At 59.7% G+C, this 26,485-nt stretch carries 28 protein-coding genes; 12 read left to right on the top strand and 16 right to left on the bottom strand.

Going from position 1 to position 26,485, the window contains the following annotated elements:
• The first annotated feature begins 65 nt into the window (after window positions 1–65).
• The 6 genes from GQB03_RS09025 to GQB03_RS09000 all read left to right on the top strand — a co-directional run bounded on the left by GQB03_RS09025 (window position 66) and on the right by GQB03_RS09000 (window position 3,857).
• On the top strand, window positions 66–1,340 hold the full coding sequence (locus GQB03_RS09025) for a sensor histidine kinase (RefSeq protein ID WP_327516806.1): 1,275 nt from the start codon (window positions 66–68) through the stop codon (window positions 1,338–1,340).
• A gap of 85 nt (window positions 1,341–1,425) precedes the next feature.
• Window positions 1,426–1,848 (top strand): group II truncated hemoglobin, encoded by a 423-nt coding sequence (locus tag GQB03_RS09020; RefSeq protein WP_159687659.1) that lies wholly within the window; start codon window positions 1,426–1,428, stop codon window positions 1,846–1,848.
• A 37-nt stretch (window positions 1,849–1,885) separates the two neighbouring features.
• Window positions 1,886–2,494, top strand: coding sequence for a septation protein A (locus GQB03_RS09015; protein WP_159687657.1), 609 nt, complete (start codon window positions 1,886–1,888; stop codon window positions 2,492–2,494).
• The gene (locus tag GQB03_RS09010) at window positions 2,494–2,793 is read left to right on the top strand and encodes a YciI family protein (protein WP_159687655.1); all 300 of its coding nucleotides are present in this window, start codon (window positions 2,494–2,496) and stop codon (window positions 2,791–2,793) included. The genes GQB03_RS09015 and GQB03_RS09010 overlap by 1 nt, the downstream gene beginning before the upstream one ends.
• Window positions 2,794–2,810: 17 nt before the next feature.
• Window positions 2,811–3,071, top strand: a complete 261-nt coding sequence (locus tag GQB03_RS09005; RefSeq protein ID WP_159687764.1) for a BolA family protein — start codon at window positions 2,811–2,813, stop codon at window positions 3,069–3,071.
• 9 nt (window positions 3,072–3,080) lie between these two features.
• Window positions 3,081–3,857, top strand: a complete 777-nt coding sequence (locus GQB03_RS09000; RefSeq protein WP_159687653.1) for a peptidylprolyl isomerase — start codon at window positions 3,081–3,083, stop codon at window positions 3,855–3,857.
• A 57-nt stretch (window positions 3,858–3,914) separates the two neighbouring features.
• On the opposite strand, the gene GQB03_RS08995 is transcribed toward GQB03_RS09000, so the two are convergent.
• The 4 genes from GQB03_RS08995 to GQB03_RS08980 are packed head-to-tail and all read right to left on the bottom strand — an operon-like array spanning window position 3,915 to window position 8,134.
• Entirely contained in the window at window positions 3,915–5,711 is a 1,797-nt protein-coding gene (locus GQB03_RS08995; RefSeq protein WP_159687651.1) for an acyl-CoA dehydrogenase, read from the bottom strand.
• A gap of 55 nt (window positions 5,712–5,766) precedes the next feature.
• Window positions 5,767–6,432, bottom strand: a complete 666-nt coding sequence (locus GQB03_RS08990; RefSeq protein ID WP_159687649.1) for an energy-coupling factor ABC transporter permease — start codon at window positions 6,430–6,432, stop codon at window positions 5,767–5,769.
• Window positions 6,433–6,451: 19 nt separating this feature from the next.
• On the bottom strand, window positions 6,452–7,384 hold the full coding sequence (locus GQB03_RS08985; protein ID WP_159687647.1) for an electron transfer flavoprotein subunit alpha/FixB family protein: 933 nt from the start codon (window positions 7,382–7,384) through the stop codon (window positions 6,452–6,454).
• A complete protein-coding gene (locus GQB03_RS08980) occupies window positions 7,385–8,134 on the bottom strand; it encodes an electron transfer flavoprotein subunit beta/FixA family protein (RefSeq protein ID WP_159687761.1) in 750 nt (249 codons plus the stop codon).
• 185 nt (window positions 8,135–8,319) lie between these two features.
• On the opposite strand from GQB03_RS08980, the gene GQB03_RS08975 reads away from it, so the two are divergent.
• On the top strand, window positions 8,320–8,916 hold the full coding sequence (locus GQB03_RS08975; protein ID WP_159687644.1) for a TetR/AcrR family transcriptional regulator: 597 nt from the start codon (window positions 8,320–8,322) through the stop codon (window positions 8,914–8,916).
• A gap of 7 nt (window positions 8,917–8,923) precedes the next feature.
• Here the strand turns inward: GQB03_RS08975 and GQB03_RS08970 are convergent, their stop codons facing one another.
• The 8 genes from GQB03_RS08970 to ppx all read right to left on the bottom strand — a co-directional run bounded on the left by GQB03_RS08970 (window position 8,924) and on the right by ppx (window position 17,317).
• Complete coding sequence (locus GQB03_RS08970; RefSeq protein WP_159687641.1) at window positions 8,924–9,688, bottom strand: TatD family hydrolase; 765 nt, start codon at window positions 9,686–9,688, stop codon at window positions 8,924–8,926.
• A gap of 46 nt (window positions 9,689–9,734) precedes the next feature.
• Complete coding sequence (locus tag GQB03_RS08965) at window positions 9,735–10,535, bottom strand: enoyl-CoA hydratase (protein ID WP_159687639.1); 801 nt, start codon at window positions 10,533–10,535, stop codon at window positions 9,735–9,737.
• Window positions 10,536–10,622: 87 nt separating this feature from the next.
• Window positions 10,623–12,272 carry an acyl-CoA synthetase gene (locus tag GQB03_RS08960; RefSeq protein ID WP_159687637.1) on the bottom strand — a complete coding sequence of 550 codons (1,650 nt, stop codon included), beginning with the start codon at window positions 12,270–12,272 and terminating at the stop codon, window positions 10,623–10,625.
• A gap of 39 nt (window positions 12,273–12,311) precedes the next feature.
• The gene (locus GQB03_RS08955; protein ID WP_159687634.1) at window positions 12,312–12,899 is read right to left on the bottom strand and encodes an ABC-type transport auxiliary lipoprotein family protein; all 588 of its coding nucleotides are present in this window, start codon (window positions 12,897–12,899) and stop codon (window positions 12,312–12,314) included.
• A gap of 29 nt (window positions 12,900–12,928) precedes the next feature.
• Window positions 12,929–13,900: an MlaD family protein gene (locus GQB03_RS08950; protein WP_159687632.1), complete on the bottom strand. Its 972-nt coding sequence runs from the start codon at window positions 13,898–13,900 to the stop codon at window positions 12,929–12,931.
• Complete coding sequence (locus GQB03_RS08945; RefSeq protein WP_159687629.1) at window positions 13,900–14,676, bottom strand: ABC transporter ATP-binding protein; 777 nt, start codon at window positions 14,674–14,676, stop codon at window positions 13,900–13,902. Before GQB03_RS08945 ends, GQB03_RS08950 begins: the two co-directional genes overlap by 1 nt.
• Window positions 14,673–15,791, bottom strand: coding sequence for an MlaE family ABC transporter permease (locus GQB03_RS08940; protein ID WP_159687628.1), 1,119 nt, complete (start codon window positions 15,789–15,791; stop codon window positions 14,673–14,675). Before GQB03_RS08940 ends, GQB03_RS08945 begins: the two co-directional genes overlap by 4 nt.
• Window positions 15,792–15,802: 11 nt before the next feature.
• Window positions 15,803–17,317, bottom strand: coding sequence for an exopolyphosphatase (ppx, locus tag GQB03_RS08935; RefSeq protein ID WP_159687625.1), 1,515 nt, complete (start codon window positions 17,315–17,317; stop codon window positions 15,803–15,805).
• A gap of 168 nt (window positions 17,318–17,485) precedes the next feature.
• On the opposite strand from ppx, the gene ppk1 reads away from it, so the two are divergent.
• On the top strand, window positions 17,486–19,564 hold the full coding sequence (gene ppk1 / locus GQB03_RS08930; protein ID WP_159687622.1) for a polyphosphate kinase 1: 2,079 nt from the start codon (window positions 17,486–17,488) through the stop codon (window positions 19,562–19,564).
• Between the two features lie 25 nt (window positions 19,565–19,589).
• Here ppk1 and GQB03_RS08925 read toward each other — a convergent pair whose 3' ends face one another.
• Window positions 19,590–21,791, bottom strand: a complete 2,202-nt coding sequence (locus GQB03_RS08925; protein ID WP_159687619.1) for a RelA/SpoT family protein — start codon at window positions 21,789–21,791, stop codon at window positions 19,590–19,592.
• Window positions 21,792–21,919: 128 nt separating this feature from the next.
• Between GQB03_RS08925 and GQB03_RS08920 the strand changes: the two genes are divergently transcribed.
• From GQB03_RS08920 to GQB03_RS08905, 4 genes are all read left to right on the top strand, one after another.
• Complete coding sequence (locus GQB03_RS08920; protein WP_159687618.1) at window positions 21,920–22,813, top strand: DMT family transporter; 894 nt, start codon at window positions 21,920–21,922, stop codon at window positions 22,811–22,813.
• 6 nt (window positions 22,814–22,819) lie between these two features.
• The gene (locus GQB03_RS08915; RefSeq protein WP_159687615.1) at window positions 22,820–23,620 is read left to right on the top strand and encodes a M90 family metallopeptidase; all 801 of its coding nucleotides are present in this window, start codon (window positions 22,820–22,822) and stop codon (window positions 23,618–23,620) included.
• Window positions 23,621–24,085: a flavodoxin family protein gene (locus tag GQB03_RS08910; protein ID WP_159687613.1), complete on the top strand. Its 465-nt coding sequence runs from the start codon at window positions 23,621–23,623 to the stop codon at window positions 24,083–24,085.
• 154 nt (window positions 24,086–24,239) lie between these two features.
• Complete coding sequence (locus GQB03_RS08905; protein WP_159687611.1) at window positions 24,240–24,668, top strand: host attachment protein; 429 nt, start codon at window positions 24,240–24,242, stop codon at window positions 24,666–24,668.
• 72 nt (window positions 24,669–24,740) lie between these two features.
• Here the strand turns inward: GQB03_RS08905 and thpR are convergent, their stop codons facing one another.
• From thpR to ispD, 3 genes are read right to left on the bottom strand one after another with little or no spacing between them, the layout of a single operon-like run.
• Complete coding sequence (gene thpR / locus GQB03_RS08900; RefSeq protein WP_159687608.1) at window positions 24,741–25,280, bottom strand: RNA 2',3'-cyclic phosphodiesterase; 540 nt, start codon at window positions 25,278–25,280, stop codon at window positions 24,741–24,743.
• Complete coding sequence (gene ispF, locus GQB03_RS08895; RefSeq protein ID WP_159687606.1) at window positions 25,270–25,767, bottom strand: 2-C-methyl-D-erythritol 2,4-cyclodiphosphate synthase; 498 nt, start codon at window positions 25,765–25,767, stop codon at window positions 25,270–25,272. The genes thpR and ispF overlap by 11 nt, the downstream gene beginning before the upstream one ends.
• A 4-nt stretch (window positions 25,768–25,771) precedes the next feature.
• Window positions 25,772–26,473: a 2-C-methyl-D-erythritol 4-phosphate cytidylyltransferase gene (gene ispD, locus GQB03_RS08890; RefSeq protein ID WP_159687604.1), complete on the bottom strand. Its 702-nt coding sequence runs from the start codon at window positions 26,471–26,473 to the stop codon at window positions 25,772–25,774.
• Window positions 26,474–26,485: the final 12 nt, after the last annotated feature.

Genomic DNA, 26,485 nt, shown 5'->3' with positions numbered 1-26,485 from the left:
TCCGGTCCAGATGGCCCCGGACGCTTCTTTGGCAGACCTTTCTCGTCGTCGCGGTGGTCATGGTGATGGCGCTTGTCGCTTGGTACCAGATATTTCGCCACCTCCAGCAAGGTCCGCGGGCAAACGATCTTGCGCAGATGGTGGTGAGCGTCGTCAACCTCACACGGACGGCGCTTATCAACGCTGAACCGCGTCGTCGCAGGGAACTGTTGATCGATCTTGCCGCGCTCGAAGGAATACGAATCTACCCTGCCGAGCGCGAGGATGAGATCGAGCCGTTGCCGGATACGCGTCCGATTGCGCTGTTGACCAGCGCGATTCGCCGCAGTCTCGGCGAGCAGACCCGATTTGCCTCCTCATGGGAGGGGCTTGAGGGTTTCTGGGTGAGTTTTCGGCTTGATCCGCAGGATAGAGACGAATACTGGGTAATGCTGCCAGCTGACCGTGTTGTCAGGCCCAGAGCAGTAGATTGGCTCGGTTGGGGGGCGCTTGCACTCGCTTTTTCTCTGCTGGCGGCCTATCTCATCGTCTCACGCATCAATCAACCGCTTCGAGGCATTGCGGAGGCCGCTCGTGCGGTAGGACGCGGCGAGACCCCCCCGCCGCTATCCGAGAAAGGCGCCTCCGACATTGCCGACGTGGCACGTGCTTTCAATCATATGGCGGGCGATCTGGCGCGCCTTGACGCCGATCGACGCCTGATTCTCGCAGGCGTCTCGCATGATCTGCGCACGCCCCTTGCGCGCTTGCGCCTTGGTGTCGAGATGTCGCCAGCAAGTGACGAAGATCGCGAGGCAATGGCGACCGACATCGAGGAGATGGACAGGATCATTGGACAATTCGTCGACTTTGGACGAGATGGACAAAGCGAATCCGGGGCCGATCTTGAACTGTCTGCGTTTCTTGCCGAGATTCATGCCGACTACATCCGCCGCGGGCTGCCTTTGAGCTTGCATGCAGACGGCGAGTTCATGATCAAGGCAAGGCCACTGGCTCTGCGCCGTGCAATGAACAACCTGATCGACAACGCGTACCGTTACGCGGGCATCTCTCAAGGCGTCGAGTTGCGTTTGCGTCGCTCGGAGTCGCGGGCAATCATTGAAGTGCTTGATCGCGGCCCGGGAATTCCACCAGAGGAGGTCGAGCGGCTCAAGCGTCCGTTCACTCGTCTGGAGACGGCTCGGACCGACGCTCGTGGTTCCGGCCTCGGGTTGGCCATCGTCGATCGCATCGCGCGTGGTCACGGTGGGGAGCTGCGGCTTCTACAACGTGACGGAGGGGGCCTTCAGGCGGTGATCGACCTTCCACTCAAGTGCGTTTCCATTGAGAAGACCTCATAGATGATCGCAATGCGGTTGCAGATTCGAGCCGATATCCGGCATTCTTCAGACGATCTGTCACAACGTCACACGAACCACTCAATCGATGCACGATAAGAATTCGACGTTTCCCGAAGCGCCCGTTCAGACCACGCCATATCAGCGTATTGGTGGGGAATCCGGCCTGCGTAGGTTGGTGCATCGTTTCTACGCGCTGATGGATACCCTGCCGGAAGCCTGGGACGTGCGGAAGCTGCACCCGGATGATTTGTCCGGTTCGGAAGAAAAGCTTTTCATGTATTTGTCGGGATGGCTGGGCGGTCCTGATCTTTTTGTCCAGCGCTTTGGCCATCCGCGCCTGCGCGCCAGACATCTTCCGTTCGAGATCGCAAGCCGTGAACGCGATCAATGGATGCTCTGCATGCGTCAGGCAATGCTTGAATGTGTTGCGGACAAAGTGCTCGCCTCTGACTTGCTGACCGCCATGAGTGGACTCGCCGATCACATGCGTAATCGGGCCGACAGCTGAAAAATGCGGAGCTCGGCCAGTTCGATATAATCCTGCGATGAAATTTCTTTTCGATCTCCTGCCGGTCATACTCTTTTTTGCTGCCTACAAGGTCGCCGGTGTGTATGACTCGGCATCTCTTGAGCTAGCAAACCATTTTCTTGGTGGCGGGATCGATTTGAAGCAAGCCCCGATCCTGCTGGCCACCGCAGTGGCCATCTTCGCAACCCTTGGTCAGATCGTCTGGGTCTGGGCTCGGCATCGTCGGGTAGACACGATGTTGTGGGTGAGTCTCGCGATCGTCTCCGTCTTCGGGGGGTTGACGATCGCCTTTCACAATCCAACGTTCATAAAGTGGAAACCTACTGCGCTCTATTGGCTTTTTGCCTGTGTGCTCGGGGGCTCAAGCCTGTTTTTCGGCCGCAACCTGATCCGCAAGATGCTCGAAGCGCAGGTGAGTCTGCCAGATCCGGTCTGGCGACGGCTGAATCTTGCATGGGCCTGCTTCTTTGCCGCGATGGGATTCATCAACCTTTACGTCGCCTATTCGTACAGTGAGGAAACCTGGGTCAACTTCAAACTCTTTGGCGGCATGGGTTTGATGCTGGCTTTTGTCCTTGGTCAAGGCGTCTATCTCTCTCGCTATCTGGAAGAGGAAAAAACCTGATGCTGTATGCCATCGTAGGCGAAGACGTGCCCAACAGCCTTCCTGGCAGGATGGCAGTACGTGAGGCACATCTCGAACGCCTCAAAGTCTTACAGGGTGAAGGCCGCCTAGTTCTTGCCGGCCCGATGCCTGCCATTGATTCGCCGGACCCCGGACCGGCGGGTTTCTCGGGCAGTTTGATCGTGGCCGAGTTTGAATCGCTCGAGGCGGCCCAGGCGTGGGTGGCCGATGACCCCTACACAAGGGCGGGCGTCTATGCCGCTGCCACGATTAAGCCGTTCAAGAAGGTACTGCCGTGAGCCGCGTAATCGATACCATGCGCAAACGCCTTTCGGCATTGGCGCCCACTTCGGTCGACATCGTCGACGATAGTGCCCTGCATGCGGGACACGCGGGCGCCCGAGATGGCGGGGGACACTACCGACTGCGGATAGTCTCAGAGGCATTCTCCGGAAAATCAACTCTCGCGCGTCATCGACTGGTCTACCAGACGCTTGGCGACATGATGCAGCGTGAGATCCACGCGCTCGCAATCGAGGCCCGTAGCGAGGCCGAATTGCACTCCCAAAACCAGTAAAGGAAATATATGAAGCTGAGATACAGCAGCACGGTTCTTGCAGTTCTCGCGGCGGCCAGCCTACCGGCAATGGCTGCAACCATAGCGACCGTCAATGGCGTTGCCATCTCCTCGAACCGGGCCGATGCGTTGATTGCGGAACAGAAAGCCCAGGGGGCCCCGGATTCGGAGCAACTGCGCAATGCGGTAAAGGAAGAACTGGTACGTCGTGAGATCCTGCAGCAGGCCGCGCAGAAAAAGGGTCTCGATAAGAGCGCAGAAGTGCAGGCGCAGATGGACATGGCCCGACAGGCCGTGTTGATCCGAGCCTATCTGCAGTCCTTCGTGCAGGCGAACCCGGTTTCGGATGCCGATATCCGCAAGGAATACGACAGTATTAAGGCGCGGCTTGGTGAGAAAGAGTACAAAGCCCGCCACATCCTTGTCGACACCGAGGATCAGGCCAAGGCGATCATCGCAAAGCTTCAGGCCGGCGAGAAGTTTGAAGATCTCGCCAAGGAATCCAAGGATCCTGGATCAAAGGAGCGCGGAGGTGATCTCGGTTGGGCCAACCCGGGAATGTTCGTAAAACCCTTCTCGGACGCAATGATCAGTCTCGAAAAAGGCAAATTCACGCCTCAACCCGTGAAGAGTGATTTCGGGTATCACATCATCAAACTTGATGATGTACGGGCACTCAAGACCCCGAGCTTCGAGGAAGTGAAACCGCAGATCCAGCAGCGTCTGCAACAACAGAAGGTGGAAAAGCACCTGCTCGACTTGCGCAGTCAGGCGAAGGTTCAATAAAAGCGCGAAAAGTGAAGCAATGGAAGGGGGCCCGATGGTGCCCCCTTTTTCTTGGAATCAGAACTGCTCTTCGGAGAGAGCAAGCGCTCCGTCAGCACCGTTCACGATTGCGTAGCCAAGGCCGGCAGCCTGAGACAGCACGTGATCCGCATAGAACCGGGCGGTGATGATCTTCGTAGAGAGAAATGCTGAATCACCCTCCCCTGCGTCGAGCAAGCGCTGCGCTGCCAGTGCCGCGCGCGCCATCTGCCAACCGCCCGCGACAATTCCAAACAGCTTGAGGAATGGCACAGCACCAACCGATGCCGACTTGATGTCCGAACCATAGGTCGCGACGATGTAGTCGATAGCGGTAGAGAGAGCTTCGGTGCCACCTTTCAAGGATCTTTGAATGGCCGCGAACGCCTCACCGCCTTTCGTCTCGAGTTCTCCGAGTACGACGTGGATGTCGGCTACCACTGTTTTGGCCGTCGCCCCACCCTCGCGGGCAAGCTTGCGACCAATTAGATCGTTGGCCTGAATCGCGGTGGTGCCTTCGTAGATGGTGGTGATGCGCGCATCGCGGAAATGCTGCGCAGCGCCTGTTTCTTCAATGAATCCCATTCCTCCGTGAATCTGGACACCGGTGGAAGCGATCTCGATGGAATTTTCAGTGCACCAGCCCTTTACTACCGGGATCATCAAATCGACAAATGCCTGAGAACGCTTGCGGACTTCTTCGTCCGGATGGAGATGGGCGGAGTCGGTTGCGGCTCCGACGACATAGGCCAACGCACGCATCGCTTCGGTCTGTGATTTCATCGACATGAGCATGCGACGAATATCGGGATGATGAATGATGCTGACCTTCGGGCCGCCACGTACGCCGAGTTCAGTACCTTGGATGCGTTCCTTGGCATACGCAAGCGCTTGCTGGTAGGCCCGCTCGGACAGCGCAAGCCCCTCCATACCGACCGCAAACCGGGCCTCGTTCATCATGATGAACATGTATTCGAGTCCGCGATTGGCCTCGCCCACCAGGTAGCCGACGGCACCGCCCTTGTCCCCGAAAGCGAGGACACAGGTCGGACTCGCGTGGATACCGAGCTTGTGTTCGATCGATACGCAGTGCACGTCATTGCGCAAGCCAAGCGTTCCGTCTGCGTCGGCCATGAATTTCGGCACTACGAACAGCGATATCCCCTTTACGCCTTCGGGAGCATCGGGCAGGCGGGCGAGGACGAGATGAACGATGTTGTCGGTCATGTCGTGATCGCCATATGTGATGAAGATCTTCTGACCGAAGATCTTGTAACTACCGTCGCCTTGTGGTTCGGCTTTGGTACGAACGGCAGCAAGGTCGGATCCGGCTTGCGGTTCGGTCAGGTTCATCGTGCCTGTCCATTCACCACTCACCATTCTCGTCAGGTAAAGCGCTTTTTGTTCGTCAGTTCCCCTCAGAACGAGCGCTTCGATGGCGCCATTCGTGAGCATCGGGCACAGCGAGAACGCCATGTTCGAGGCCTTCCACATCTCCATGACGGCGGTCGAGAGCAGCTTCGGCAGTCCCTGACCGCCGTACTCAGGATCACAGGCCAGCGCGGTCCAACCGGCTTCGGCAAACTGTTTGTAGGCCTCCTTCCAGCCCGCTGCCGTATGCACGTTGCCGTTTTCCCAGCTGGCACCCTGCTGGTCTCCTGTGCGGTTTAGCGGCGCGAGAACGCCGCTCGCGAACTTTCCGGCCTCATCGAGAATCGCGTCAACAAGATCCTCCGATACTTCCTCGCAGCCGGGAAGCCTGCCAACTTCGGCAAGACCCGCCAGTTCCCGCATTACGAACTGCATGTCCCGTATCGGTGCGGTGTAGTTGCTCATTCTTGTAGCTCCAGTCTTGGTGTTGGATCGATGCAGCCGTGCAGGCCGCAGTTTTTCATTTTCGTGCCAGATAACGCTGATCGTCGAAAGTAGCGACCCATTCGGGTTTGAACACCACCATCAATGTGAGAGCCATCCCTGTAAGCCATGCCTCCGAAAATCCGAGAAGGAGGAAGAACGGCAGATATTCCGAAGTCAGTTGCGAGACCGGATAGGCCCCGGCCAGCGCGAGCAGGACCGTCGATGCCCCGCCCAGGGTTATGATCGAAAGCCCGGCCCCGAGAAAGGCATCAATGAAAATGTAGATGAAATAGTTGTTAGGGAGGCGACGGTCCACCAATCGGAAAAGGCGGTCGGCAACGAATACCGGAAGGACCACCATCGTAAGCAGATTGAGCGGGTACGACGCCCACGCAATTGCGCCATCGAAGGCAATACCGAGCAAGGCAAGCGAAAGGCAGATGATCGCAAGCTGCGGTCCGAACATCAGGGTAGCGGCCGTGGCCCCGACCAGATGAAGGCTCAGACCGGGCTGCACGGCTGCCTTCATGGTCCAGGTGAGCATCAGCAGCACCGCTGAACCCAGCCAGAGGTTGAGAATTGCCGGGCGGTTGAGCCTCGCCCAAGGGGCGGTGCGAATACACCACCCCCAGACGATGAACTGCCCTGCGCCGGCGATCACCAGCCACGCGGTCGGAAAAAAGTCCGACAGGAGGTTCATGAAAGGCCCCTGAGGATCCTTACATGGCGCTCGTCAGCTCCGGTACAAGTTGGAACAGATCGCCCACCAGGCCATAGTCGGCGACCTGAAAGATCGGGGCCTCCGGATCCTTGTTTATGGCGACGATGATCTTCGAATCCTTCATGCCGGCGAGGTGTTGAATCGCGCCAGAGATGCCAATCGCGAAATACACCTGCGGCGCGACGATCTTGCCCGTCTGACCAACCTGATAATCGTTGGGAACATAGCCCGCATCGACCGCAGCGCGACTTGCGCCCAACGCGGCGCCAAGCTTGTCGGCGAGCGGTTCGAGCAACTTGTGATAGTTCTCGCTGCTGCCCAGCCCCCTTCCGCCCGAGACGATAATGCCCGCAGCTCCGAGTTCCGGGCGCTCACTCTTTGTAAGTTCCCGTCCCAGCAGTTTGGAGAGTGCCAGGTCCGGCCCGGCGGCCAACGATTCGATTGCAGCATTGCCGCCCTCGGCAGCGACCGGGTCAAAACCCGTGGTGCGTACCGTTATGACCTTGACCGCGTCGGCGCTCTTTACCGTCGCAAGCGCATTACCGGCGTAAATCGGGCGGACAAATGTGTCGGCTGATTCGACGGAAATGATGTCCGAAATCTGCGCGACATCGAGCAACGCCGCAACACGAGGCATTACGTTCTTGCCGCCTGTGCTCGCGGGAGCGAGGATATGCGAGTAGCCACCTGCGTTTGCAACGATCAGTGCGGCAATGTTTTCGGCAAGCTGTGCGTCGTAGTGCGGAGCGTCCGCCTGCAATACCTTACCCACGCCGGCTACCTTTGCAGCTTGGGCGGCAGCATCCCCGCAACCGCTACCCGCCACCAGCAGGTGGACCTCGCCTCCGATTTTTGCGGCCGCGGCCACGGTATTGAGAGTTGCGCCCTTGAGCGACTTATTGTCGTGTTCGGCAATGACAAGAATGCTCATTCAGATCACCTTCGCTTCGTTCTTGAGTTTCTCTACCAACTGGGCCACATCAGCAACGATCACGCCAGCGCTGCGTTTTGCTGGCTCCGAGACCTTGATGGTCGCCAAGCGTGGCGCCACATCGATGCTGAGGTCAGCAGGTTTGACTGTTTCGAGCGGCTTCTTCTTCGCCTTCATGATGTTGGGTAGCGTTGCATAACGCGGTTCATTGAGGCGCAGGTCGGTCGTCACGACAGCCGGCAGGTTCATTTCGAGGGTTTCGAGGCCGCCATCGATCTCGCGCGTCACCGTGGCCTTGCCGTCAGCCAGGGCAACCTTGGACGCAAAAGTCGCCTGCGGCCATCCCATCAACGCCGCCAGCATCTGGCCAGTCTGGTTGGCATCATCGTCGATCGCCTGCTTACCGCAGATTACTACCGTCGGTTGTTCCTTGTCGCACAGTGCCTTGAGCAGTTTGGCCACCGCCAGTGGCTGCAGTTCCGCGTCCGTTTCGACCAGGATGCCACGATCCGCACCAATGGCCATCGCTGTACGCAGTGTTTCCTGGCACTGCGCGACGCCGCAGCTTACCGCTACGACCTCGGTAGCGACACCGGCCTCCTTGAGGCGAACCGCTTCTTCGACAGCGATTTCGTCGAACGGGTTCATGCTCATTTTGACGTTTGCAAGATCAACGCCGCTGCCGTCTGCCTTTACGCGAACCTTCACGTTGTAATCCACAACGCGTTTTACCGGAACCAGGATTTTCAAAGCGATGCTCCTATGACTGTTCTTGGATTCTTTATGCTTCTCGAGGCGGGCTTGGGATCCCATTGAGCATTATGGCACTCGGCGCCGGATTTGACAGGAAGGCGCCCAAAGCCAGACACTCCATACGATTGCGTATGGTAACGTACGGTAGCGTATGGTAGAGTTTCCTGTCAATACTTCGCGCCATGGAAAACATGTCTTCAAGGGCACGCCCCCAACTCGATCGAGATACGTGGATAGCGGAGGCTATCGAAGTTCTTGCTGCCGAGGGCGTGGCGGGGCTCCGCGTAGAGGTCCTTGCCAAGCGGCTTGGGGTAACGAAGGGAAGCTTTTACTGGCACTTCAAAGATCGACAGGATCTCCTCACGGGAGCGCTCATCGTCTGGAGAGACGGGCGAATTCGGGATATCGCCAAGCAGACACGTGCGGCGCCCGGAGAGGCTGCACAGCGAATCCTTCACTTGATAGAGGTCTACAGCGCGAGCCGATCCCGAAAAGGCATGCTCATCGAGCTTGCCGTACGGGACTGGGCCAAACGCGACGCAGCCGTGGCTGCGGTCGTCTCCGAGGTCGATGCCTTTCGTTTCAAGTGTGCACGCGAACTGTTCCTGCAGTGCGGCCTGGGTGTCCGGGAGGCATCAAGCCGCAGCCTGCTCCTTTATGCGTATGTCTTCGGACAATCCCTTATGGTGGTCGATCAGTTCGACCAGAGCATCGAAGCACTCAAAGCCGACATCATGGCGATGATCGCTGGCGATATTGCCCACACCACAGTTCCGTAATACCCGATCAAGCCAAGCCGGCGACGACGCGCAGCGCATTGACGCAGCACCGTTCGACGATGTCTGCCGGATCGCGATCGCGCAGCCGGGCAAGTTCACAGGCGAATCGCTGCACGTAAGCCGGCTCGTTCCGTTCGCCACGAGCCCATGCCGGAGACATGTCAGGCGCATCGGATTCAAGCACGATGGCGGTCTCGGGCAGATCTGCCGCCAGTCGCCTGATCCTTCGCGAGCCCTCAAAGGTCATTGCCCCCCCAAAACCAAGACAGAAACCTAGGTCGATGAATTGACTTGCCTGCTGGATGCTGCCATTGAATGCGTGCGCAATTCCGCCCGTACAACGGGCACGACGAAGATGTTTCAGGACGTCATCCTGAGCACGCCGAATATGCAGGATTACGGGAAGATTGAATTCCCGGGCAATTTTGAGCTGTTCGGAAAAGAAGAACGCCTGCCGCTCCCGATCTGCATCGTCCACGTAGTAGTCAAGACCTATTTCACCGACTGCAATGGCATCACCGGCCTGAAGAGACGCCCGTAGGGAATCCAGATCCCGGGGCTCGGCCCGCCCGACATAAAGCGGGTGAATACCCAAGGCCACTCTACAGCACCGGTAGCGCGCAGCGACGGCTACCGTTCGCTTGAACTGATCTGCCTCAACGGCAGGTATCAGAATCCGTTCGATTCCTGCATGGAGGGCTGCCTCGACAACCCGATCCCGATCCTCATCGAATTCAACAGCATCGAGGTGACAGTGAGTATCTATCAGCATGATCCGCGACACCTTTCGCGCAGAAGCAAGCTCATCGAGCTTTGAATCAGCGTCCCTTCCATTCCGGTTTGCGTTTGGCGATGAACGAGTCGATCCCTTCCGCTGCGTCTTCGGTCATCATGTTGCAGGCCATGACTTCACCCGCAACCTGATAGGCCCCTTCCAGGCCCATTTCGAGCTGTTTGTAGAACAGCTGTTTGCCCATCGCCACCGCAACCGGCGATTTTGAACAGATACTCGAAACCAGCGCATCAACTGCTTCATCCAGTTGCTCAACCGGAACCACGCGGTTGATCAGGCCACGCGCCCGCGCTTCCTGCGCATCAATGAAATCACCCGTTACCAGCATCTCGAAAGCCTGTTTGCGCCCCATGTTGCGCGAGAGTCCGACGCTGGGAGTGGAACAGAACAAACCGACATTGATGCCTGAAACCGCGAAGCGCGCCGTATCGACTGCCACTGCAAGATCGCACATGGAGACAAGCTGGCACCCCGCAGCCGTGGCTATGCCGTGGATGCGTGCAATTACCGGTTGAGGCATGGTGACAATGCGCATCATCACCTTGGTACAGCGGCGAAACAGTTCCTGCTGAAATGCCTTCACGTGATTAGCCCGCATTTCCTTGAGATCGTGACCTGCGCAGAAGGCTTTGCCCGCCCCGCCGAGAACGACGGCGCGAATGTTCTGTTGCGTCGCAATCCGGTCGAGCTCCTCGAGTAACGCATCGAGCATGCTCAAGGAAAGGGAGTTGAACTGATTCGGCCGATTCAGGGTGAGGTGGGCCACTTGATCGATATCGCGTCGCAACAATATCGATTCGGCGGCGGCTTGCATGACGGCACTCATTTTGCGTCTCCTTTTGTAATGGCGGGCCTGTCAGGCATGGTAGTGGCGAATCCGATGCCTGACCAGACGTTAGCGTATGGCTGGTGCCTATTCGAAAGAGTCACTGGAACGCGCTTGCTCCCGCAACACGAATTTCTGGATCTTGCCGGTCGACGTCTTTGGCAGCTCCGTGAATACAAATTTCTTGGGCACCTTGAATCCCGCAAGATGCTCGCGACAGAATTGTTTCATCTCATCTTCGGTCACACTCGCGCCGTCGCGCAGCTCCAGAAAAGCACATGGAACCTCGCCCCACTTTTCGTCGGGCGCGGCGACGACGGCCGCAGCCATGATTGCAGGATGTCGATAGAGAACGTCTTCGACTTCGATCGATGAAATGTTTTCGCCGCCCGAGATGATGACATCTTTCGAACGATCCTTGATCTTCACGTATCCGTCCGGTTGCATGACAGCCAGATCGCCGGTGTGATAATAGCCACCCCGGAAGGACTCCTCGGTCGCCTTGGGATTCTTCAGGTAACCCTTCATGACCAAATTTCCCCGGAACATGATTTCGCCCATGGTTTCGTTGTCCCACGGGACCGGCTCCATGCTCTCGGAGTCAAGCACCGTAATTGCCTCCTGGGCGTGGTAGCGAACACCCTGCCGGCCATTCTTGACAACCTGTTCCGCGAGCGGCAGCCGTTGCCATTCCTCGTGTTTTGCGCATACCGATGCAGGACCGTAGGTTTCGGTCAGTCCGTAAACATGGGTGATATCGAATCCGATCTTCGCCATACCTTCGATCACCGCAGCCGGGGGCGGCGCAGCGGCAATCAGGCCGTATACCTTGTGGGTGATGCCCTTTCGCCACTCGGCGGGGGCATTGGCGAGCATGGAATGCACGATCGGTGCTCCGCAGTAGTGGGTGACCGTGTGAGTACGGATCGCATCGAAGATGAGCCGCGGATCCACCCGGCGCAGGCATACGTTGGTGCCTGCATTGGCAGCCATCGTCCACGCAAAGCACCAACCGTTGCAATGGAACATCGGCAGGGTCCACAGATAGGTGGAATGCGGTGGCATGCCCCAGCTCACGATGTTCGACATCGCGTTGAGATAGGCGCCGCGGTGATGGTAGACCACGCCTTTCGGATTTCCGGTGGTTCCCGACGTGTAGTTGAGCGAGATTGCATTCCATTCATCCGACGGTTGCTCGAACTCGAATTCGGGGTTGCCCTCCGCGATCAATGATTCGTAGTCGATGCTGCCGAGTCTGTCGCCGGGTCCGCGGTACTCCGGGTCGTCCACGTCGATCACCAACATCTCCCGGCCGGCTTGGGCGATCGCCTGCCGTACTGCATGTGCATACTCGCGATCGGTGATCAGGACCTTCGCTTCGCCGTGATTCAAAATGAAAGCTATCGACTCACCGTCGAGCCGGGTGTTGATCGTGTTCAAGACCGCGCCAATGGCTGGAACACCGAAGTGGCACTCGTACATCTCGGGGGTGTTGTTGAGGATCACCGCAACGGTATCGCCGTAGCCGACACCGCGGGCCTTGAGCGCGGAGGCAAGTCGACGGCTGCGGCCGTAGGTCTGCGCCCACGTGTAGCGCCGTTCGCCATGAATGAGCGCAACTCTGTCGGGATAGATGTAGGCAGCGCGCTCGATGAAGGTCAGGGGTGTAAGTGGCACATAGTTCGCAGCATTACGATCGAGACCGGTGTCGTAGATCGAGATTGGCGTTTCAGTCATTTCCGAATCCATCATCTAGGTTGAAAAGACGCTGTCGACCTATCGACAGCGCGCCGAACTCTTCGTGCCACTCGGTGCTTCGCTGGCGACACTCGCCAACCAGGCCGCGATATCGTCGGCGAGTTTGCCTGTCGCGACGCTCAGTGCCAAAGCTCCGCCCTGCGCATCCGGTGTCGCGGCGGGGACCCTGATCGATGCTTGCTCCACGGCGAACACGGCATCATCGCGCGGAGAGCTCAAACTCAACCGAGCCTCCACGAGTGCGTAACTGTCCAGAGCACTCGAGAAGACCTGGGAGAACTCATCGAGGTCAACGAGCAGAACGCATCCACCGCCTTCGGGGTTGCTGATCGGCAGCGCCCGTTGCAATGCAACTTCGACCAGCTCTGCCGGCGCAGCGGCCCATCGGTTGCCGATGTAGGCACGTCGCAGGAGATTGACTGGATCCGAAGCACGGTACTGCATCGCCGACGATCCGAGCCAGCTCGGGGCCTTGACCTGTATCGCACGTATCGGGATCGGCGGCGGCGCGCCGGCCTTGCCGGGAAGTCCAAGGTCACGAACCGAGTACTGCGTTGGCAGACGTCCGAGACTTCCACACGCGGACAGCAGTAAAACGCAGCTCACGACTATCAGCCATCGACCCGCCCCCATGCTCATTTGTTGCCCCCTTCCCGGCTTCCGAACAGACGCGGAGCTTCGAATCCGGGCTCGCCGGGTCCAGGCTCCTGATGACCACGGCCGAGAATCAGCATCTGTGGAGATGCCTCGAGCTCCTGGAACAAACTGGACAGTTGTCTCGAGGTCGCGGTCAGCTCCTGCAGCAAAGCATTCAGACGCGGAAGCGACGATGTCATCAGACCATCCCCAACCGTCTCGGTGAATCGGTCGATGCTTGCGGCGCTCTCGTCAATGCGGACGATCAGGCTGCGGAACTCCTTGACGGCGGGACCGGCCTCTTCCGTCGTCTTTTCCAGATTGGACAGGACGGTCTTGAATTGCCCGAGATTTTCCTGGCTCAACAGGGAATTGACGTTGGCCATGATCTCCGGCAACACCGCCAAGCTTCCATCAACCCGCGCGCTCGCCGATTCTAGCCTGCCAAGAATCGATTCGACGCGCTTCATGTTTTCTCCACTCAGGAGCAGCACCAGTTTCTCGGAGGCGGAGCCGATCCGGTTGAGTGTCTCGAGGGCGATATCGCTGGCCTTGTCGATCAGCCCGGGTTGAAGTTCTATTCTTGGCAAACCGGGGCCGTTCGCGACAAGCGGCACCGGGTCGGCACCACGGTCTTCGAGCTGAACGAACGCGAGACCGGTAACGCCTTGATAACCGAGACTCGCCGTCGTGCCGCGTGTCACCGGAAGATCGTCACGCAGACTGATCTGCACCAGGATCTCGCGAGGGTTGTCGGCGTTGATCCGAATGCTTTCCACCTTGCCGGCCTGGATTCCGCGAAAACGCACCTGGGCCTGGATGTTGAGCCCCGTAATGTTGCCTTGACTGACCAGCAGGTATCGCTTCACCGGCGCGGAGTCGTCCGAAAACCACCATATAGCTGCGATGACTGCGGCCCCTAGAAACAGGCTGAACAACCCCGCAGCCAGAGCGTGCGCCCTGTTTTCCATCAGTTCGCCTCCTTGCCACGGACAAGCGCCGCTCTACTGCGCTCGCCAAGGAAGAACCTCTCGATGAACGGATCGTCGATCTGCACGATCTCGTCGAGCGTACCGAACGCAAGAATACGCCCTTCGGCGAGCACGGCGATACGACTGGAGAGTGCCGCCAACGTATCCAGGTCATGGGTGACCAGAACGACCGTGAAGCCCAGTTGCCGCTGCAATTCACGAATCAACCGGACAAAGCCTGCGCTACGGTCGGGATCGAGACCGGCAGTCGGCTCGTCGAGCAGGAGAAGCTCGGGCTCAAGGGCGAGTGCCCGCGCCAACGCAACCCGCTTGATCATCCCCCCTGAGAGTTCGGCCGGCATCAATAACGCGTGCTCCGGACGCAGTTCGACCATGGCGAGCTTAAGCATGACCAGATCGTCGATCTCCTCGCGGGTGAGCGTCCGCATCTCGCGCAACGGAAACGCAACGTTTTCATACACGTTCAACGCGGAGAATAGGGCACCTTGCTGAAACAACATGCCAAACCTGCGTCGACGGGCGGCCTGTTCGAGCCTTCCTCCGGAAAAGAGCGGTTCGCCGAATAGCCGCACTTCGCCCTCTGCTGGCCGCAGCAGGCCGACCATCTGTCTCAGCAGGGTCGTCTTGCCGCTTCCCGAGCCCCCGACCAGCGCGGTGACCTGCCCGGCTTCCAGCCGTAGGTCGATGCCCCTGTGGACCCAGACGTCACCAAATCGGGTTGACAGGCCTCGCAACTCGATCACGGCCCCGCTCATATCGGCACTCCGATATTGCGTGTCGCAATCGCGAAAATCGCATCGACGAGGATCACCACGGTAATCGCACTGACCACCGATGCAGTCGTGTTCGCAGACAGGCTTTCCGTATTGGGTTTGACTCGCAGTCCGAAATGGCACGCAACCAGAGCGATCAGCAAGCCGAAAGTCGCGCCTTTCAGCAGGGCAATGTATAGATTGGCGAGCGGCACGACACGCGGCAGCGTTTCAAGGAAAAAACTGAAGCCGATATCGAGCTGTATCCGGGCAGATACCATGCCACCGAATAGCGCGACCGCCGATGTCCACAAGACCAATAGCGGCATTGCACAGGTCAGCGCCGCGACCTTTGGCGCGACGAGGCGAAGGTATCGGGATATGCCCATTGTGGACAGTGCATCGATCTCTTCGGTAACGCGCATGACGCCCAGTTGAGCGGTCATCGCCGAGCCCGAGCGGCCAGCCACCAGAACAGACACGAGAACGGGACCAAGCTCACGAATGATGCCGAGACCGAGGATGTTCACAATGAAGACGTCGGCGCCAAAGGCCTTCAATTGAAGCGCCGAGAGATAGGAGAGCACGACGCCGATGAGGAACCCGACGAGCGCCGTTACCGGCATCGCCCGTACGCCCACCTTGAAAAGGTTGGCAGAAAACTCGAGCCAAGGCGCCTGCGTGGGATGGCGGAAAACAAAGGCCGCGTCGATCGCCAGCTGACCAAGCAGAACGACGAAGTCGCCAAGGTGGTTGCGGAATCGGAGTACCGATCTCCCGACAGCAAGAATGGGAGCGAGGATGCCGTCGCCCAAAGGACGGGGAGGCACAGCGACCTCGGTGTGGGCAAGCCGTTCGAAGACCGCTCTCAGATTGCCGGGAATCTCAGCTGAGTCCGGAAGGGCCGAATCCCACGCGCGCCACAATAGCTGTGCGCCGAAATTGTCGAGGCGCGAGACCCCTGTCATGTCCCAGAAGCTCGGGGATGAAACGTGCAATCGAGTGCGAATGTGCTGAAGCTCGGGTGAAAGTCGCAGAAGGGTCCATTCGCCGGATAGCTGGACACGCTCCCCGATTATCTCGACCCGTGGCGCTTCTGCCCCCCCAAGTCCAGTCATCGAATGCAATCTCAGGCGGCAAGACTTGCCGACAGGCCGCCGCTGCCATCCTTGCGCACCGCCAGAACCCGTCCGACGCTGCTCCAGTGCCGTTCCTCATCATGAAGCGCGGCAAGCGTGAGCGGCAAGGCATCCAGCCAATCGCGGTCCGCGCTGAGAACATAGGCGCCGGCATCCCTCGCGAGCCGAATCGGCGGCATGCCGCGCCCGTCGCGCGCTCGATGAAGCACCGCCGCAAGTCGCAGACACAGGATGAGCAGCCAGTCCGGACTTCCGGAGTCGATCGACGAGACCTTCGTCAGTTTGCCGCGGTGCGCCAGCACGATGCGTGACAGACGGGCCTGGTCCATGCGGGAGAAACCCGGCATGTCCGCATTGGCGAGAATATAGGCGCTGTGTTTATGGAAGCTGGAGTGGGCCACCGAAACACCGCTTTCATGCAGCATTGCCGCCCAGCGCAGGAAGCGCCCGTCCTGCCCGTCCGGATCGTCTGCTTCCGGTACGATCTGGTTGAATAGCATGCAAGCAGTATCGGCAACCTGCGTCGCATGCCGGACATCGACGCTATAACGCGAGAGAAAGGCGGTAACCGTTGCATCACGCAGGTCGTGATGGTGGTACCGACCGAGCAGGTCATAAAGAACGCCGAGCCTGAGCGCGCCTTCCGAGAAAATCATCCGCTCGAGTCCGAACTCGCGAAAAATTGCGGACATGATCGCGAACCCACCGAAGAGCACCGGCAATCTATCCGCCTTCAATCCTCCGATCTGAAGACGATCGAGGCTGCCCGCCTTGAGCAGTATGGTACGCAATCGCTCCAGGCCGTCGAGGGTAATCGCCCCCTCGGCAAGACCATTCTGTTCAAGGATTTCCAGCAGTGCCTTCGCGCTTCCGCTCGACCCAACTGCTTCCTCCCAGCCAACCTCGCGGTAAGGATGGGCAATCGCCTGCAACTCCCTGCGAGCAGCCAGTTCGGCTTCTTTCAGACCACGCTTGTCGATTGTGCCGTTGGGAAAATATCGCAGACTGAATCCCACGCAACCCATATAAAGGGATTCGAGCATCAGGGGCTCGAAGCTCTTGCCGATGATGAACTCGGTCGAGCCGCCGCCGATGTCCACCACGAGTTGCTGCTTGTGAGGATCCGGCAAGGTGTGCGCCACGCCAACGTAGATAAGCCGCGCTTCCTCCCGTCCAGCGATGACCTCGATCGGAAATCCGAGAGCGGTTTCGGCCCGGATCAGGAATTCGGGCGAATTCTTTGCGACCCGAAGCGTGTTGGTGGCCACCGCGCGCACCGCATCGCCCGCGAAACCACCCAGGCGCTCGTTGAAGCGCCGGAGGGCCGTGACTCCGCGCTGCTGGGCGGCGTTGTCGAGATATTTGTCGATCGACAGTCCGGCTGCCAATCGTACCGACTCCTTCAGGCCGTCCAGCGGATAAATCTGATCGTTCACAATCCGTCCTACCTGCAAACGGAAACTGTTCGAACCGAGGTCTATGGCGGCAATCAGGTCTTTATTCATCGAGGGGTATTCAGTGCCATGCACTTTCCGGGCAATGTATCCGCCGGATTCTACACCCCGCGATGGACTTCCCAAGCCGCGTCCAGGAATGTTTTCTCTCGCGTTGTGTCATGTTTCTGTAATCCTGATGTCACATAATTTCGCGTTGCATCACTTCGTGGAAGAGGCATGAATCGATCAAGCAGGCTCCTGGAAATTGACCCGGTGCAGTTCATCAACCGCGAGCTTTCATTGCTCCGATTTCAACGGCGGGTACTATCCCAGGCCGCGGACCCCTCGGTACCGCTGCTCGAGCGCCTGCGCTTCCTGTGCATCGTATCGAGCAACCTCGACGAATTCTTCGAAATCCGTGTGAGCGGCATCAAGGAGCAGATCAGGCTAGGCAGCCATCGTGTCGCCTCGGACGGGCTTACCACACAGGAACTGTTCCTTCGCGTCAGCAGGGCTGTGCATGACATCATCAGTGAGCAGTACGCGCTGCTCAACGATTCCATCCTTCCAGCGCTGGCGCGCGAGGGCATCGTATTCATTCGCCGTGGCACCTGGTCGCCGGAGCAGCAGGCCTGGATCCACGACTACTTTCTCAACCATGTGATGCCCGTGCTCACTCCGATCGGACTTGACCCGGCTCATCCGTTCCCCAGGGTGCTTAACAAGAGCCTCAATTTCGCGGTGGAACTCGAAGGCCTCGATGCATTCGGTCGAGACTCCGGCGCGGCGATCGTCCAGGCGCCGCGCGCCCTGCCCCGGGTAATCCAGTTGCCGAAGGAGATCACCGGGGTCGATCACGGCTTCGTGTTTCTTTCGTCGGTGCTGCACGCCCACGTTGGCGAACTCTTCTCCGGCATGAACGTACTGGGCTGCTATCAGTTCAGGGTAACCCGTAATTCGGATCTGTTTGTCGACGAGGAAGAAGTCAAGGATTTGCGTGCGACCCTCAAGGGCGAACTGCAACAGCGTCATTTCGGGGATGGCGTTCGGCTCGAGGTTGCCGACAACTGCTCGGAGCGGATGGGTGAATTCCTCATGCAGCAGTTCAACCTGAGCCCCAGCGACCTTTACCGCACACCGGGCATCGTCAACCTGGTACGGCTGATGCAGATTCCCGATCGGGTCGATCGGCCCGATCTCAAGTTTCCGCCGTTCGTACCTGGTCGACCCAAGGCGCTCGATCAGCGCTGCGACCTGTTCGAGGCCATCCGCAAGCAGGACATTCTGCTGCATCATCCGTTCCAGAGTTTCGAACCTGTCATCAACCTTATCGAAGCCGCTGCGGAAGACCCGCAAGTGCTTGCGATCAAGATGACGGTCTATCGCACCGGCACGGATTCGGTGCTCATGCAGCACCTCATGCGCGCAGCACAGAAAGGCAAGGAAGTGACCGTCGTCCTCGAGTTGATGGCGCGTTTCGATGAAGAAGCCAACATTGCATGGGCGGCGAAGCTCGAGGATGTCGGCGTACACGTCGTCTACGGGGTCTTCGGTTACAAGACCCATGCAAAGCTCCTGATGCTGGTGCGTCGAGAGGACGACCGCCTGCGTCGCTATGTACATCTCGGCACCGGCAATTATCATCCTGGAACGACAAGGTTCTATACCGACTTCGGCCTTTTGACAGCGAACGAAGAGATGGGTGCCGACGTTGCCGAGATCTTCAAGCAGCTGACCGGCCTCGGTACCGCGAGCACCTTGAAACACCTGTGGCAGGCTCCCTTCACGCTGCAGCCCAACGTGGTCAAGGCGATTCAGGCAGAGGCGGCGATCGCGACTGCCGGCAGGCCGGCCCGCATCATGGCGAAGATGAACGCCTTGCTTGAGCCCGAGACGATTCTTGCGCTGTACGAGGCTTCAAAGGCCGGCGTACAGATTGACCTGATCGTTCGCGGCCCGTGCGCCCTGCGCCCAGGCGTGCCCGGCCTGTCAGAGAACATCCGTGTACGCTCCATCGTCGGGCGCTTTCTCGAACATCACCGCATCTTCCATTTTCATGCCGACGGCGAAGACAATGTCTATCTCTCAAGCGCTGACTGGATGGACCGAAATTTCTTCCGCCGCATAGAGGTGGCCTTCCCTATCCTCGACAGCAAGGTCAAGCGCAGGGTCATCAAGGAGGGCCTGCGTCCGTACATCGGGGACAACTGCCAGGCATGGGAAATGCTTCCCGACGGAAATTACCGTCGCCGCACACCCCGCGGAACACGACGTTCAGCGCAAACCATCCTGATGCAGGAACTTGGTGCGCGGTAGACGATGCATATCCCGGACAGGCGCGTTACACGCGCCTTGCCCGCGAGACGCCCGGAACTTCGGCGATCAGGTTCATCGCGCGCTGCAGCTGCGGCACACCGGTCACCTCGACGGTAAACTTCATCCGCGCCGAACCTGATTTCGATACGGTGTTGACCGCGATGACGTTGAGCTTTTCCTTCGAAAGAACCTCGGAGACGTCGCGCAGGAGCCCCTGCCTATCCTGTGCTTCGACAAGGATCTCCATCGGATAGACCGCAGGCCTGCCCGCTTCGGCGCCTTCACCCCACTCAGCGCTCACGACACGTTCCGGATGACGATGGGCAAGATGCTGGAAGTCGTTGCAGTCAACCCGGTGAATGGAGACGCCGCGACCACGCGTCACGAAGCCTTCTATCGCGTCGGGCGGCGCTGGACGACAGCATCTGCCCAATGACGTCATCAATTTTCCAACACCAACGACAAGTACCTGCTCACTCGCTCCTACTCCGCGACCGCGCTGCGGCGCACGCGGCGCAACAGGCTGGGCGACCGGCTGTGGCGCACCCCTGAGGGCGGTCTGCAAGGTCCGGGAGCCGACTTCGCCTCGCCCTGCCGCAAGAAACATCGCTTCTGCGCTTTTGAAACCAAGCCGGGTCGCCAACTCGTCGATGTTGAGCTGTGTCCGCCCCTCGCGCTGCATTTCCCGAATGATCGCGTTGCGCCCCCGAGCAAGGAGTTCAGCCTCTTCCTGCTCGCTGAAATAGTGCTTGATCTTCTGCCGGGCACGGCCGGTGGCGACGTAACCCTGCAGGCTGTTGAGCCAGTCGCGCGATGGGCCGCCCTCCTTGGCCGTCACGATTTCTACCGTCTGACCACTTTCCAGAGGTTTATTGAGCGGCAGCAACTGGCCGTCCACCTTCGCACCCCGGCAGCGATGTCCCACGTCGGTATGCAGGCGGTAGGCAAAATCGATCGGTGTCGCGCCGCGCGGCAGGTCGATCACGCGACCCTGCGGCGTCAGGACATAAATCGTGTCATCGAGCGAAGCGCGCTTGTACTGTTCAACCCAATCGGCCGAATCGGCCACCTCGTCGCGCCACGAGAGCAGATTGCGCAGTAGCGCGATCTTGTCGTCGTATCCACCGCTCGACGGGCCCGAGCCTTCCTTGTAGCGCCAGTGCGCGGCAACGCCGAGTTCCGCATGTCGATGCATGTCATGGGTGCGGATCTGAACCTCCAGGGCACGTCCATCCGCGGCACGCACCGCAGTATGAAGGCTCTGATAGTTATTGCCCTTCGGCTTCAGAATGTAATCGTCGTATTCATCTGGAATCGGCGTCCAGATCTGATGGACAACGCCCAAGGCGGTGTAGCAATCCTTGATGTCGTCGACCAGCACCCGCAGCGCCCGAACATCGTAGACCTGAGAAAAATCGAGACGCTTCGAGCGCATCTTGTTATAGATGCTGTAGATGTGCTTCGGCCGCCCGTATATCTCGGCCTTGACGCCGAGCTTCGCGATCTCGGCACGCAGCCGCTCCACGGCCTCTTCGATAAAGTTCTGGCGCTCGACGCGACGTTCGTCGAGCATCTTTGCGATCCGCTTGTAGGTATCGGGCTCCAGGAAACGGAAGGAAAGATCCTCGAGTTCCCATTTCAGCTGCCATACACCAAGACGGTTCGCCAGCGGCGCATAGATATCCAGACTCTCCCTGGCGATGTCGGCGCGCTTTTCGCCGGGATGATCGGTCAGGAAACGCAAGGTCTGGGTCCGCGATGCGAGCCGCAGGATGACCACCCGGATGTCTTCCACCAGCGCCAGCAACATCTTGCGCAGCGTTTCCGTCTGCGAGCGGATTTCGGGCGCCGCGGATGTCCGGGTAATACGGGTGAGTACGCGCAGTCCGTTGAGCTTCCAGAGCCCGTCGACGAGTCGCCCGACATGCTCGCCGAAATGCGTGTCGATGTAAGCCAGACCGCCGTCCATCTCCTGCGGAAGGGCAAACAGCAGTGCGGCGAGTCGGGTATCGGCATCGAGTCGCAGCGACGAGGCGATCAGCGTCATGCCCAGACAGTGATTCCAGACCTGCTCCCCGGTTCCTAGCGTCTTGCCTTCATAGACGCCACGCACGAGCGCGACAGCGGCCTCGATGCGATTCCGCTCCTCGGGCACGAGACCCTCGCAGAGAAGATCCAGCGGCGTCTCGACGCCGGACTCGGAAATGGAATGGGTCACTGAAACCATGCTACGGATTATCCCATATTGGCGGTTTGGCGCTCGCGGCCGATAATGCCGGCCCAGCCAAACCCCAGCCCTCCGAATGGTATGTGAGGTACCGCACGCCGTCAGGGCAAGGAACCGGAACGGTATCGATGCGCCGCCTCTTGGATCGCCCCTATCTTCTGCTCGTCCTCACAGTACTGTTCTGGTCCGGCAACATGGTCGCGGGGCGCGGGTTGCGGGAAGCGGTCCCGCCCTTCTCCCTCGCCGCGATTCGCTGGAGCATCGCCCTGCTGCTCACCCTCCCCTTCGCGCTTCCGCAGCTTCGCAGGCAATGGGGCACCCTTCGCGCATCCTGGCCGGCCCTGCTGCTTCTGGGACTTGCGGGCATATGCTGCTACAACGCATTTGCCTATCTTGCCTTGAGTACGACCACGGCAACCAATGCAGCGCTTCTCAACGCCTTCATCCCGATCTGCACCGTCGCGATCTCCTGGGTGTTTCTTGGAAAGCGCCTGACTGGTGCCGAGGCGCTGGGCGTGTTCGTGTCATTCTTCGGCGTATTGTTGATCGTTGCGCGGGGGAGCCCGGCCGTGCTAGCGAGTCTGTCGCTCAATACCGGAGATCTCTGGATGTTGCTCGCCGTGTTGTTCTGGGCGCTATATACCGTGGGGCTGGCATGGCGCCCGGCCGACGTGGATCCGATGCTGGCGCTCGCCGCCTTCATCGTCTGTGGACTTCTTGCACTGATTCCGGCCGCTGTCGTGGAACACGCAAGCGGCCTTGAGATCTCGTTCACCCCGACATCGATTGCCGGCATGCTCTACATCGGCGTCTTTCCAAGCTTTCTCGGCTACATTTTCTACAATCGGGGCATTGCCCTGGTTGGCGCCAACAAAGGCGCCCTGTTCCTGCACCTCATGCCTGTTTTTGGCACGGTGCTCGCGGCTGTCTTTCTGGGTGAGCGGCCGGCATGGTTTCATCTTGCGGGAATCGTCATGATCTTTTGCGGTATTTTTCTCAACACGCGACGGCGGCGGAGCTGATCGGCGATGTTTGAATGGGTCAAACGGCTGACCGGTAACACCGAGCTACCACAGATCGACGAAGCGCAGTGGCACCCTGTCGAACGTGAGCTCCCGTTCCTGTCGTATCTTCCCGTCGAGGCAATCTACCGTGCCCGGAAACTGGCCGCAGAGCTTTTGCGGCACAAGCAATTCTACGGTGCCAATGGGCTCGAACTGAGCGATCGGATCATGCTGAGTATTGCACTTCAGGCATGCCTGCCGATCCTGCGCCTCGGGGTGGACGCATACAAGGGCTGGGTCGGCGTGGTCGTGTATCCAGGGGATTTCCTGGTTCACAGAAAAGTACTCGGTGCGGACGGCGTCGTGCACGAATTTGAAGACACGTTGCTTGGCGAGGCGCGTGCGGACGGTCCGGTACTGGTTTCGTGGTTTGACGAAGCCGGGCGATCGGGAGGCGTCAACGTGGTCATCCACGAGTTCGCACACAAACTTGACATGCTCGATGGCGACGCGGACGGTCTGCCGATCCTCGCGCCCGGGATGCGTCGCGACCGGTGGGCGGAGGCCTTTGTTCCGGCCTACGAGGATTTCTGCCGACGCGTCGGCCGCGGAGAGCAGACTGCGATTGATCCCTATGCCAGCGAGAATCCCGCCGAGTTTCTTGCGGTGACCCTTGAGACCTTCTTCATGGCTCCGCTACGTCTCCAGATGGAATACCCGCAGGTATATGCCCAGATTTCGTCGCTGTGCGGTGTTGATCCCGCCGAAGGTGAGGCGCGGTTGATACGCGAACGCTGGCTGACGAGCCATGCGACAGGCCGCTGAATGCCTGATCGCAAGCGCCTGCTGGTCGTCTTTCACACCCAGAGCGGCAACACCGGTCGTCTTGCCGATGCCGTTCTCGCCGGCGCCAGGTTGGTCACGGAAACCGAAACCGTATGTCTACGTGCCTTCGACGCCGGCGTGAGCGATCTGCTGCAGGCCGACGGTCTGCTAATCGGCACGCCGGAGAACTTCGGCTACATGTCGGGCGCGATCAAGGACTTTTTCGACCGCACCTACTATCCCGTGGAAGGATTGATGCAGGCAACACCTTATGCGCTGTTCGTTTCGGCGGGCAATGACGGCACGGGGGCCGTTCGCGAGATCGACCGTATTGCCAACGGTTATGGCTGGAAGCCGGTCGCCGAACCGGTGATTTCCAGAAAAGCGGTCAGCGACGCCGACCTCGAAGCGTGCCGCGACCTAGGTGAAGCGATGGCGACCGGTCTCGCCCTTGGGATTTTCTGAGCGGCAGCGGCGGGCCCCCGCCGCGCCTTCCGCTCGTCCGAAAGAACCCAGTTCGGGTTTGCAGGTTCGCACCGGCTCACCTACCCTGAAGTAACCGCTGGGGTAGTGTCTGCCCCGGCGGTTATCTTCGATACCCCCGTCAGGAGGAAGACCCATGGCAATAACCTGGATTCTGGTTGCCAACGCCAGCCTTGCAAAACTCTATGCAAACCTCGGCCCGAACAAGGGGCTCAAGCTGGTAAAGGAACTGGTCCATCCCGCGAGTCGCCAGAAAAACGCCGAACTCGTGACCGACAAGATCGGTACAGGAAACGGCAACGGCTCCTACGAACCGGCTTCCCCGCCAAAGGAACAGGCGGCGAGGAGCTTTGCCCACCAGATTGCCAAGGAACTGTATGCGGGCCGCAGCCGCAACGAGTTCGGTCGGGCGATCCTCGTGGCTCCCCCGGCATTCATGGGAATGCTCAACTCGAACCTTGACGGCCCCACGGCGCAGATGGTCAGCGACCGATTCGAAAAGGACTACACCAAGACACCTGAGCCCGCCCTCATGGCACATCTGTCGAGCTGCATCTTTCTTTGACACCTCCTTCGAGGAGGTGACGCAGGTGTGAGAACCACCTGCAACATCGCGGGGCGCCTGGGGCGCCCCGCATCATTTGGCCACTGCGCCAAGCGGCCAGCAACCGAGGCGACGATATCGCGATCCTGCGTGGTCCCGCTCGGAGGCAACAAGCACCCATTCGCGCACCGGCCAGCTCACCGCCTCGATACGATCCGTCACGGGCGGGCAGCGGCCCTTGCGCAGCAAAGTCACATGAGGCTGAAAAGGACGCTTCTCGATTTTGAAGCCCTGCGCGCTCACCGCTGCGCGGAGGGTCTCAGCAAGCGCCGCCACATCGCGTGCGCCCGCACCACATCCCGCCCACACGATGTGCTTGTGCGGCCACCACCCAGCACGGTCGATATCGATCCGGAAAGCCGGCGCCTTGACCGTAGCGACAGCCGCCTCGAGCGCAGCAAGCGACCCCAGGCCGATTTCGCCGATGAAACACAAGGTCATGTGCAGGGTGTCGCGGCGCATGCGACGCCCGCCGCATTGCGCATGAACCTGCCCGGCCAAGGCCTCAAGCCGCTCGGCAGTGGCCGCGTCCGGCCACAATGCGAAGAACACTCTCAGGCGTTCAGCACTCACCTTCCGCCGCCAGCAGCAAGGCAACTGCCTGTGCGGCAATGCCCTCCCCTCGCCCGGTGAACCCGAGCTTTTCGGTGGTCTTGCCCTTGATGTTGATCCTGTCGGCGTCGATCTCCAGATCCGCTGCGATATTCGCGCACATTGCCGCCACATGCGGCAGCACGCGTGGCGCCCTGGCAATGATCGTGGCGTCGATGTTGCCGATCGCATAGCCCTTCGCCCGTACGGCGCTCATCGCCCCACGCAGCAATACACGACTGTCCGCACCGGCAAGCGCGGGATCGGTATCCGGGAAATGCCGGCCGATGTCACCTAGACCGGCGCCGCCGAGAATGGCGTCCGTGATTGCATGCAACAGTACGTCGGCGTCGGAGTGGCCGAGCAGGCCCTCCGCATGAGGAATCGTCACGCCGCCGATTACCAGCGCCCGGCCCGGAACCAGGGCGTGCACATCAAAACCCTGGCCTACGCGAAAAGGAAGTTTCATCGCTTCATCCGTTGCGGTGCTGCATGATCCACTCGGCGAGGTGAAGGTCGAGCGGATAGGTCACCTTGAGGTTGGTTGCGTCGCCCTGGACCAGCCGCGGGTGCAGACCGGCGGCCTCGATGGCGCTCGATTCGTCGGTCACGGTGCGTGCGCGCTCGAGCGCGCGGCGCAGCATGATGTAGCGGAACATCTGCGGCGTCTGAGCCTGCCAGAGGTGCTCCCGCGATACCGTCATGTCGACCTCGCCGTGCCCATTGTCCCGCTTCAGCGTATCGGCCACCGGCACCGCCAGCAGGCCGCCCACCTCGTGGTGCTGAAGTTCATGTACGAGCCTTTCAAGATGCCAGCCGGCAAGGCAGGGACGTGCCGCATCGTGCACCAGTACCCAGTCCGAATGCGCGACCTGGTCACTGATCGCACGCAGGCCGTTCAGGACGCTGTCGGCCCGGCTCGGCCCGCCGCAGAACAGGGGTACCAGCTTGGAACCCAGCCCGCGCCAGTCGTGTCGATTCCATTCAGTGTCGCCGACCGACAACACCACGAATACCTTGTCGATAAGTGGAGATTCGCAAAACACCGCGAGCGCATGACGAATGAGAGGCTGACCGAGGAGCTCGAGATATTGCTTGGGGCGTTCGCTCGCCATCCGGCTGCCGCTTCCGGCCGCAGGAATGATCGCAAAATGGCGTGGTTTGAAGTCGGACATGGCCGCAATTCT

The sequence above is a fragment of the Cognatazoarcus halotolerans genome (genome assembly GCF_009800965.1).
GTDB lineage: Bacteria > Pseudomonadota > Gammaproteobacteria > Burkholderiales > Rhodocyclaceae > Cognatazoarcus > Cognatazoarcus halotolerans.
The sequence above is the reverse complement of the archived record's forward strand: the minus strand, read 5'-3'. Positions and strand labels throughout refer to the sequence as shown.

What these genes read in the sequence shown, in the direction of transcription:
- GQB03_RS09025 (WP_327516806.1), top strand. Translation starts at nt 66, where the DNA reads ATGGCGCTTGTCGCTTGGTACCAGATATTTCGCCACCTCCAGCAAGGT.
- GQB03_RS09020 (WP_159687659.1), top strand. Translation starts at nt 1,426, where the DNA reads ATGCACGATAAGAATTCGACGTTTCCCGAAGCGCCCGTTCAGACCACG.
- GQB03_RS09015 (WP_159687657.1), top strand. Translation starts at nt 1,886, where the DNA reads ATGAAATTTCTTTTCGATCTCCTGCCGGTCATACTCTTTTTTGCTGCC.
- GQB03_RS09010 (WP_159687655.1), top strand. Translation starts at nt 2,494, where the DNA reads ATGCTGTATGCCATCGTAGGCGAAGACGTGCCCAACAGCCTTCCTGGC.
- GQB03_RS09005 (WP_159687764.1), top strand. Translation starts at nt 2,811, where the DNA reads ATGCGCAAACGCCTTTCGGCATTGGCGCCCACTTCGGTCGACATCGTC.
- GQB03_RS09000 (WP_159687653.1), top strand. Translation starts at nt 3,081, where the DNA reads ATGAAGCTGAGATACAGCAGCACGGTTCTTGCAGTTCTCGCGGCGGCC.
- GQB03_RS08995 (WP_159687651.1), bottom strand. Translation starts at nt 5,711, where the DNA reads ATGAGCAACTACACCGCACCGATACGGGACATGCAGTTCGTAATGCGG.
- GQB03_RS08990 (WP_159687649.1), bottom strand. Translation starts at nt 6,432, where the DNA reads ATGAACCTCCTGTCGGACTTTTTTCCGACCGCGTGGCTGGTGATCGCC.
- GQB03_RS08985 (WP_159687647.1), bottom strand. Translation starts at nt 7,384, where the DNA reads ATGAGCATTCTTGTCATTGCCGAACACGACAATAAGTCGCTCAAGGGC.
- GQB03_RS08975 (WP_159687644.1), top strand. Translation starts at nt 8,320, where the DNA reads ATGGAAAACATGTCTTCAAGGGCACGCCCCCAACTCGATCGAGATACG.
- GQB03_RS08970 (WP_159687641.1), bottom strand. Translation starts at nt 9,688, where the DNA reads ATGCTGATAGATACTCACTGTCACCTCGATGCTGTTGAATTCGATGAG.
- GQB03_RS08965 (WP_159687639.1), bottom strand. Translation starts at nt 10,535, where the DNA reads ATGAGTGCCGTCATGCAAGCCGCCGCCGAATCGATATTGTTGCGACGC.
- GQB03_RS08960 (WP_159687637.1), bottom strand. Translation starts at nt 12,272, where the DNA reads ATGACTGAAACGCCAATCTCGATCTACGACACCGGTCTCGATCGTAAT.
- GQB03_RS08950 (WP_159687632.1), bottom strand. Translation starts at nt 13,900, where the DNA reads ATGGAAAACAGGGCGCACGCTCTGGCTGCGGGGTTGTTCAGCCTGTTT.
- GQB03_RS08945 (WP_159687629.1), bottom strand. Translation starts at nt 14,676, where the DNA reads ATGAGCGGGGCCGTGATCGAGTTGCGAGGCCTGTCAACCCGATTTGGT.
- GQB03_RS08940 (WP_159687628.1), bottom strand. Translation starts at nt 15,791, where the DNA reads ATGACTGGACTTGGGGGGGCAGAAGCGCCACGGGTCGAGATAATCGGG.
- ppx (WP_159687625.1), bottom strand. Translation starts at nt 17,317, where the DNA reads ATGAATAAAGACCTGATTGCCGCCATAGACCTCGGTTCGAACAGTTTC.
- ppk1 (WP_159687622.1), top strand. Translation starts at nt 17,486, where the DNA reads ATGAATCGATCAAGCAGGCTCCTGGAAATTGACCCGGTGCAGTTCATC.
- GQB03_RS08925 (WP_159687619.1), bottom strand. Translation starts at nt 21,791, where the DNA reads ATGGTTTCAGTGACCCATTCCATTTCCGAGTCCGGCGTCGAGACGCCG.
- GQB03_RS08920 (WP_159687618.1), top strand. Translation starts at nt 21,920, where the DNA reads ATGCGCCGCCTCTTGGATCGCCCCTATCTTCTGCTCGTCCTCACAGTA.
- GQB03_RS08915 (WP_159687615.1), top strand. Translation starts at nt 22,820, where the DNA reads ATGTTTGAATGGGTCAAACGGCTGACCGGTAACACCGAGCTACCACAG.
- GQB03_RS08910 (WP_159687613.1), top strand. Translation starts at nt 23,621, where the DNA reads ATGCCTGATCGCAAGCGCCTGCTGGTCGTCTTTCACACCCAGAGCGGC.
- GQB03_RS08905 (WP_159687611.1), top strand. Translation starts at nt 24,240, where the DNA reads ATGGCAATAACCTGGATTCTGGTTGCCAACGCCAGCCTTGCAAAACTC.
- ispF (WP_159687606.1), bottom strand. Translation starts at nt 25,767, where the DNA reads ATGAAACTTCCTTTTCGCGTAGGCCAGGGTTTTGATGTGCACGCCCTG.
- ispD (WP_159687604.1), bottom strand. Translation starts at nt 26,473, where the DNA reads ATGTCCGACTTCAAACCACGCCATTTTGCGATCATTCCTGCGGCCGGA.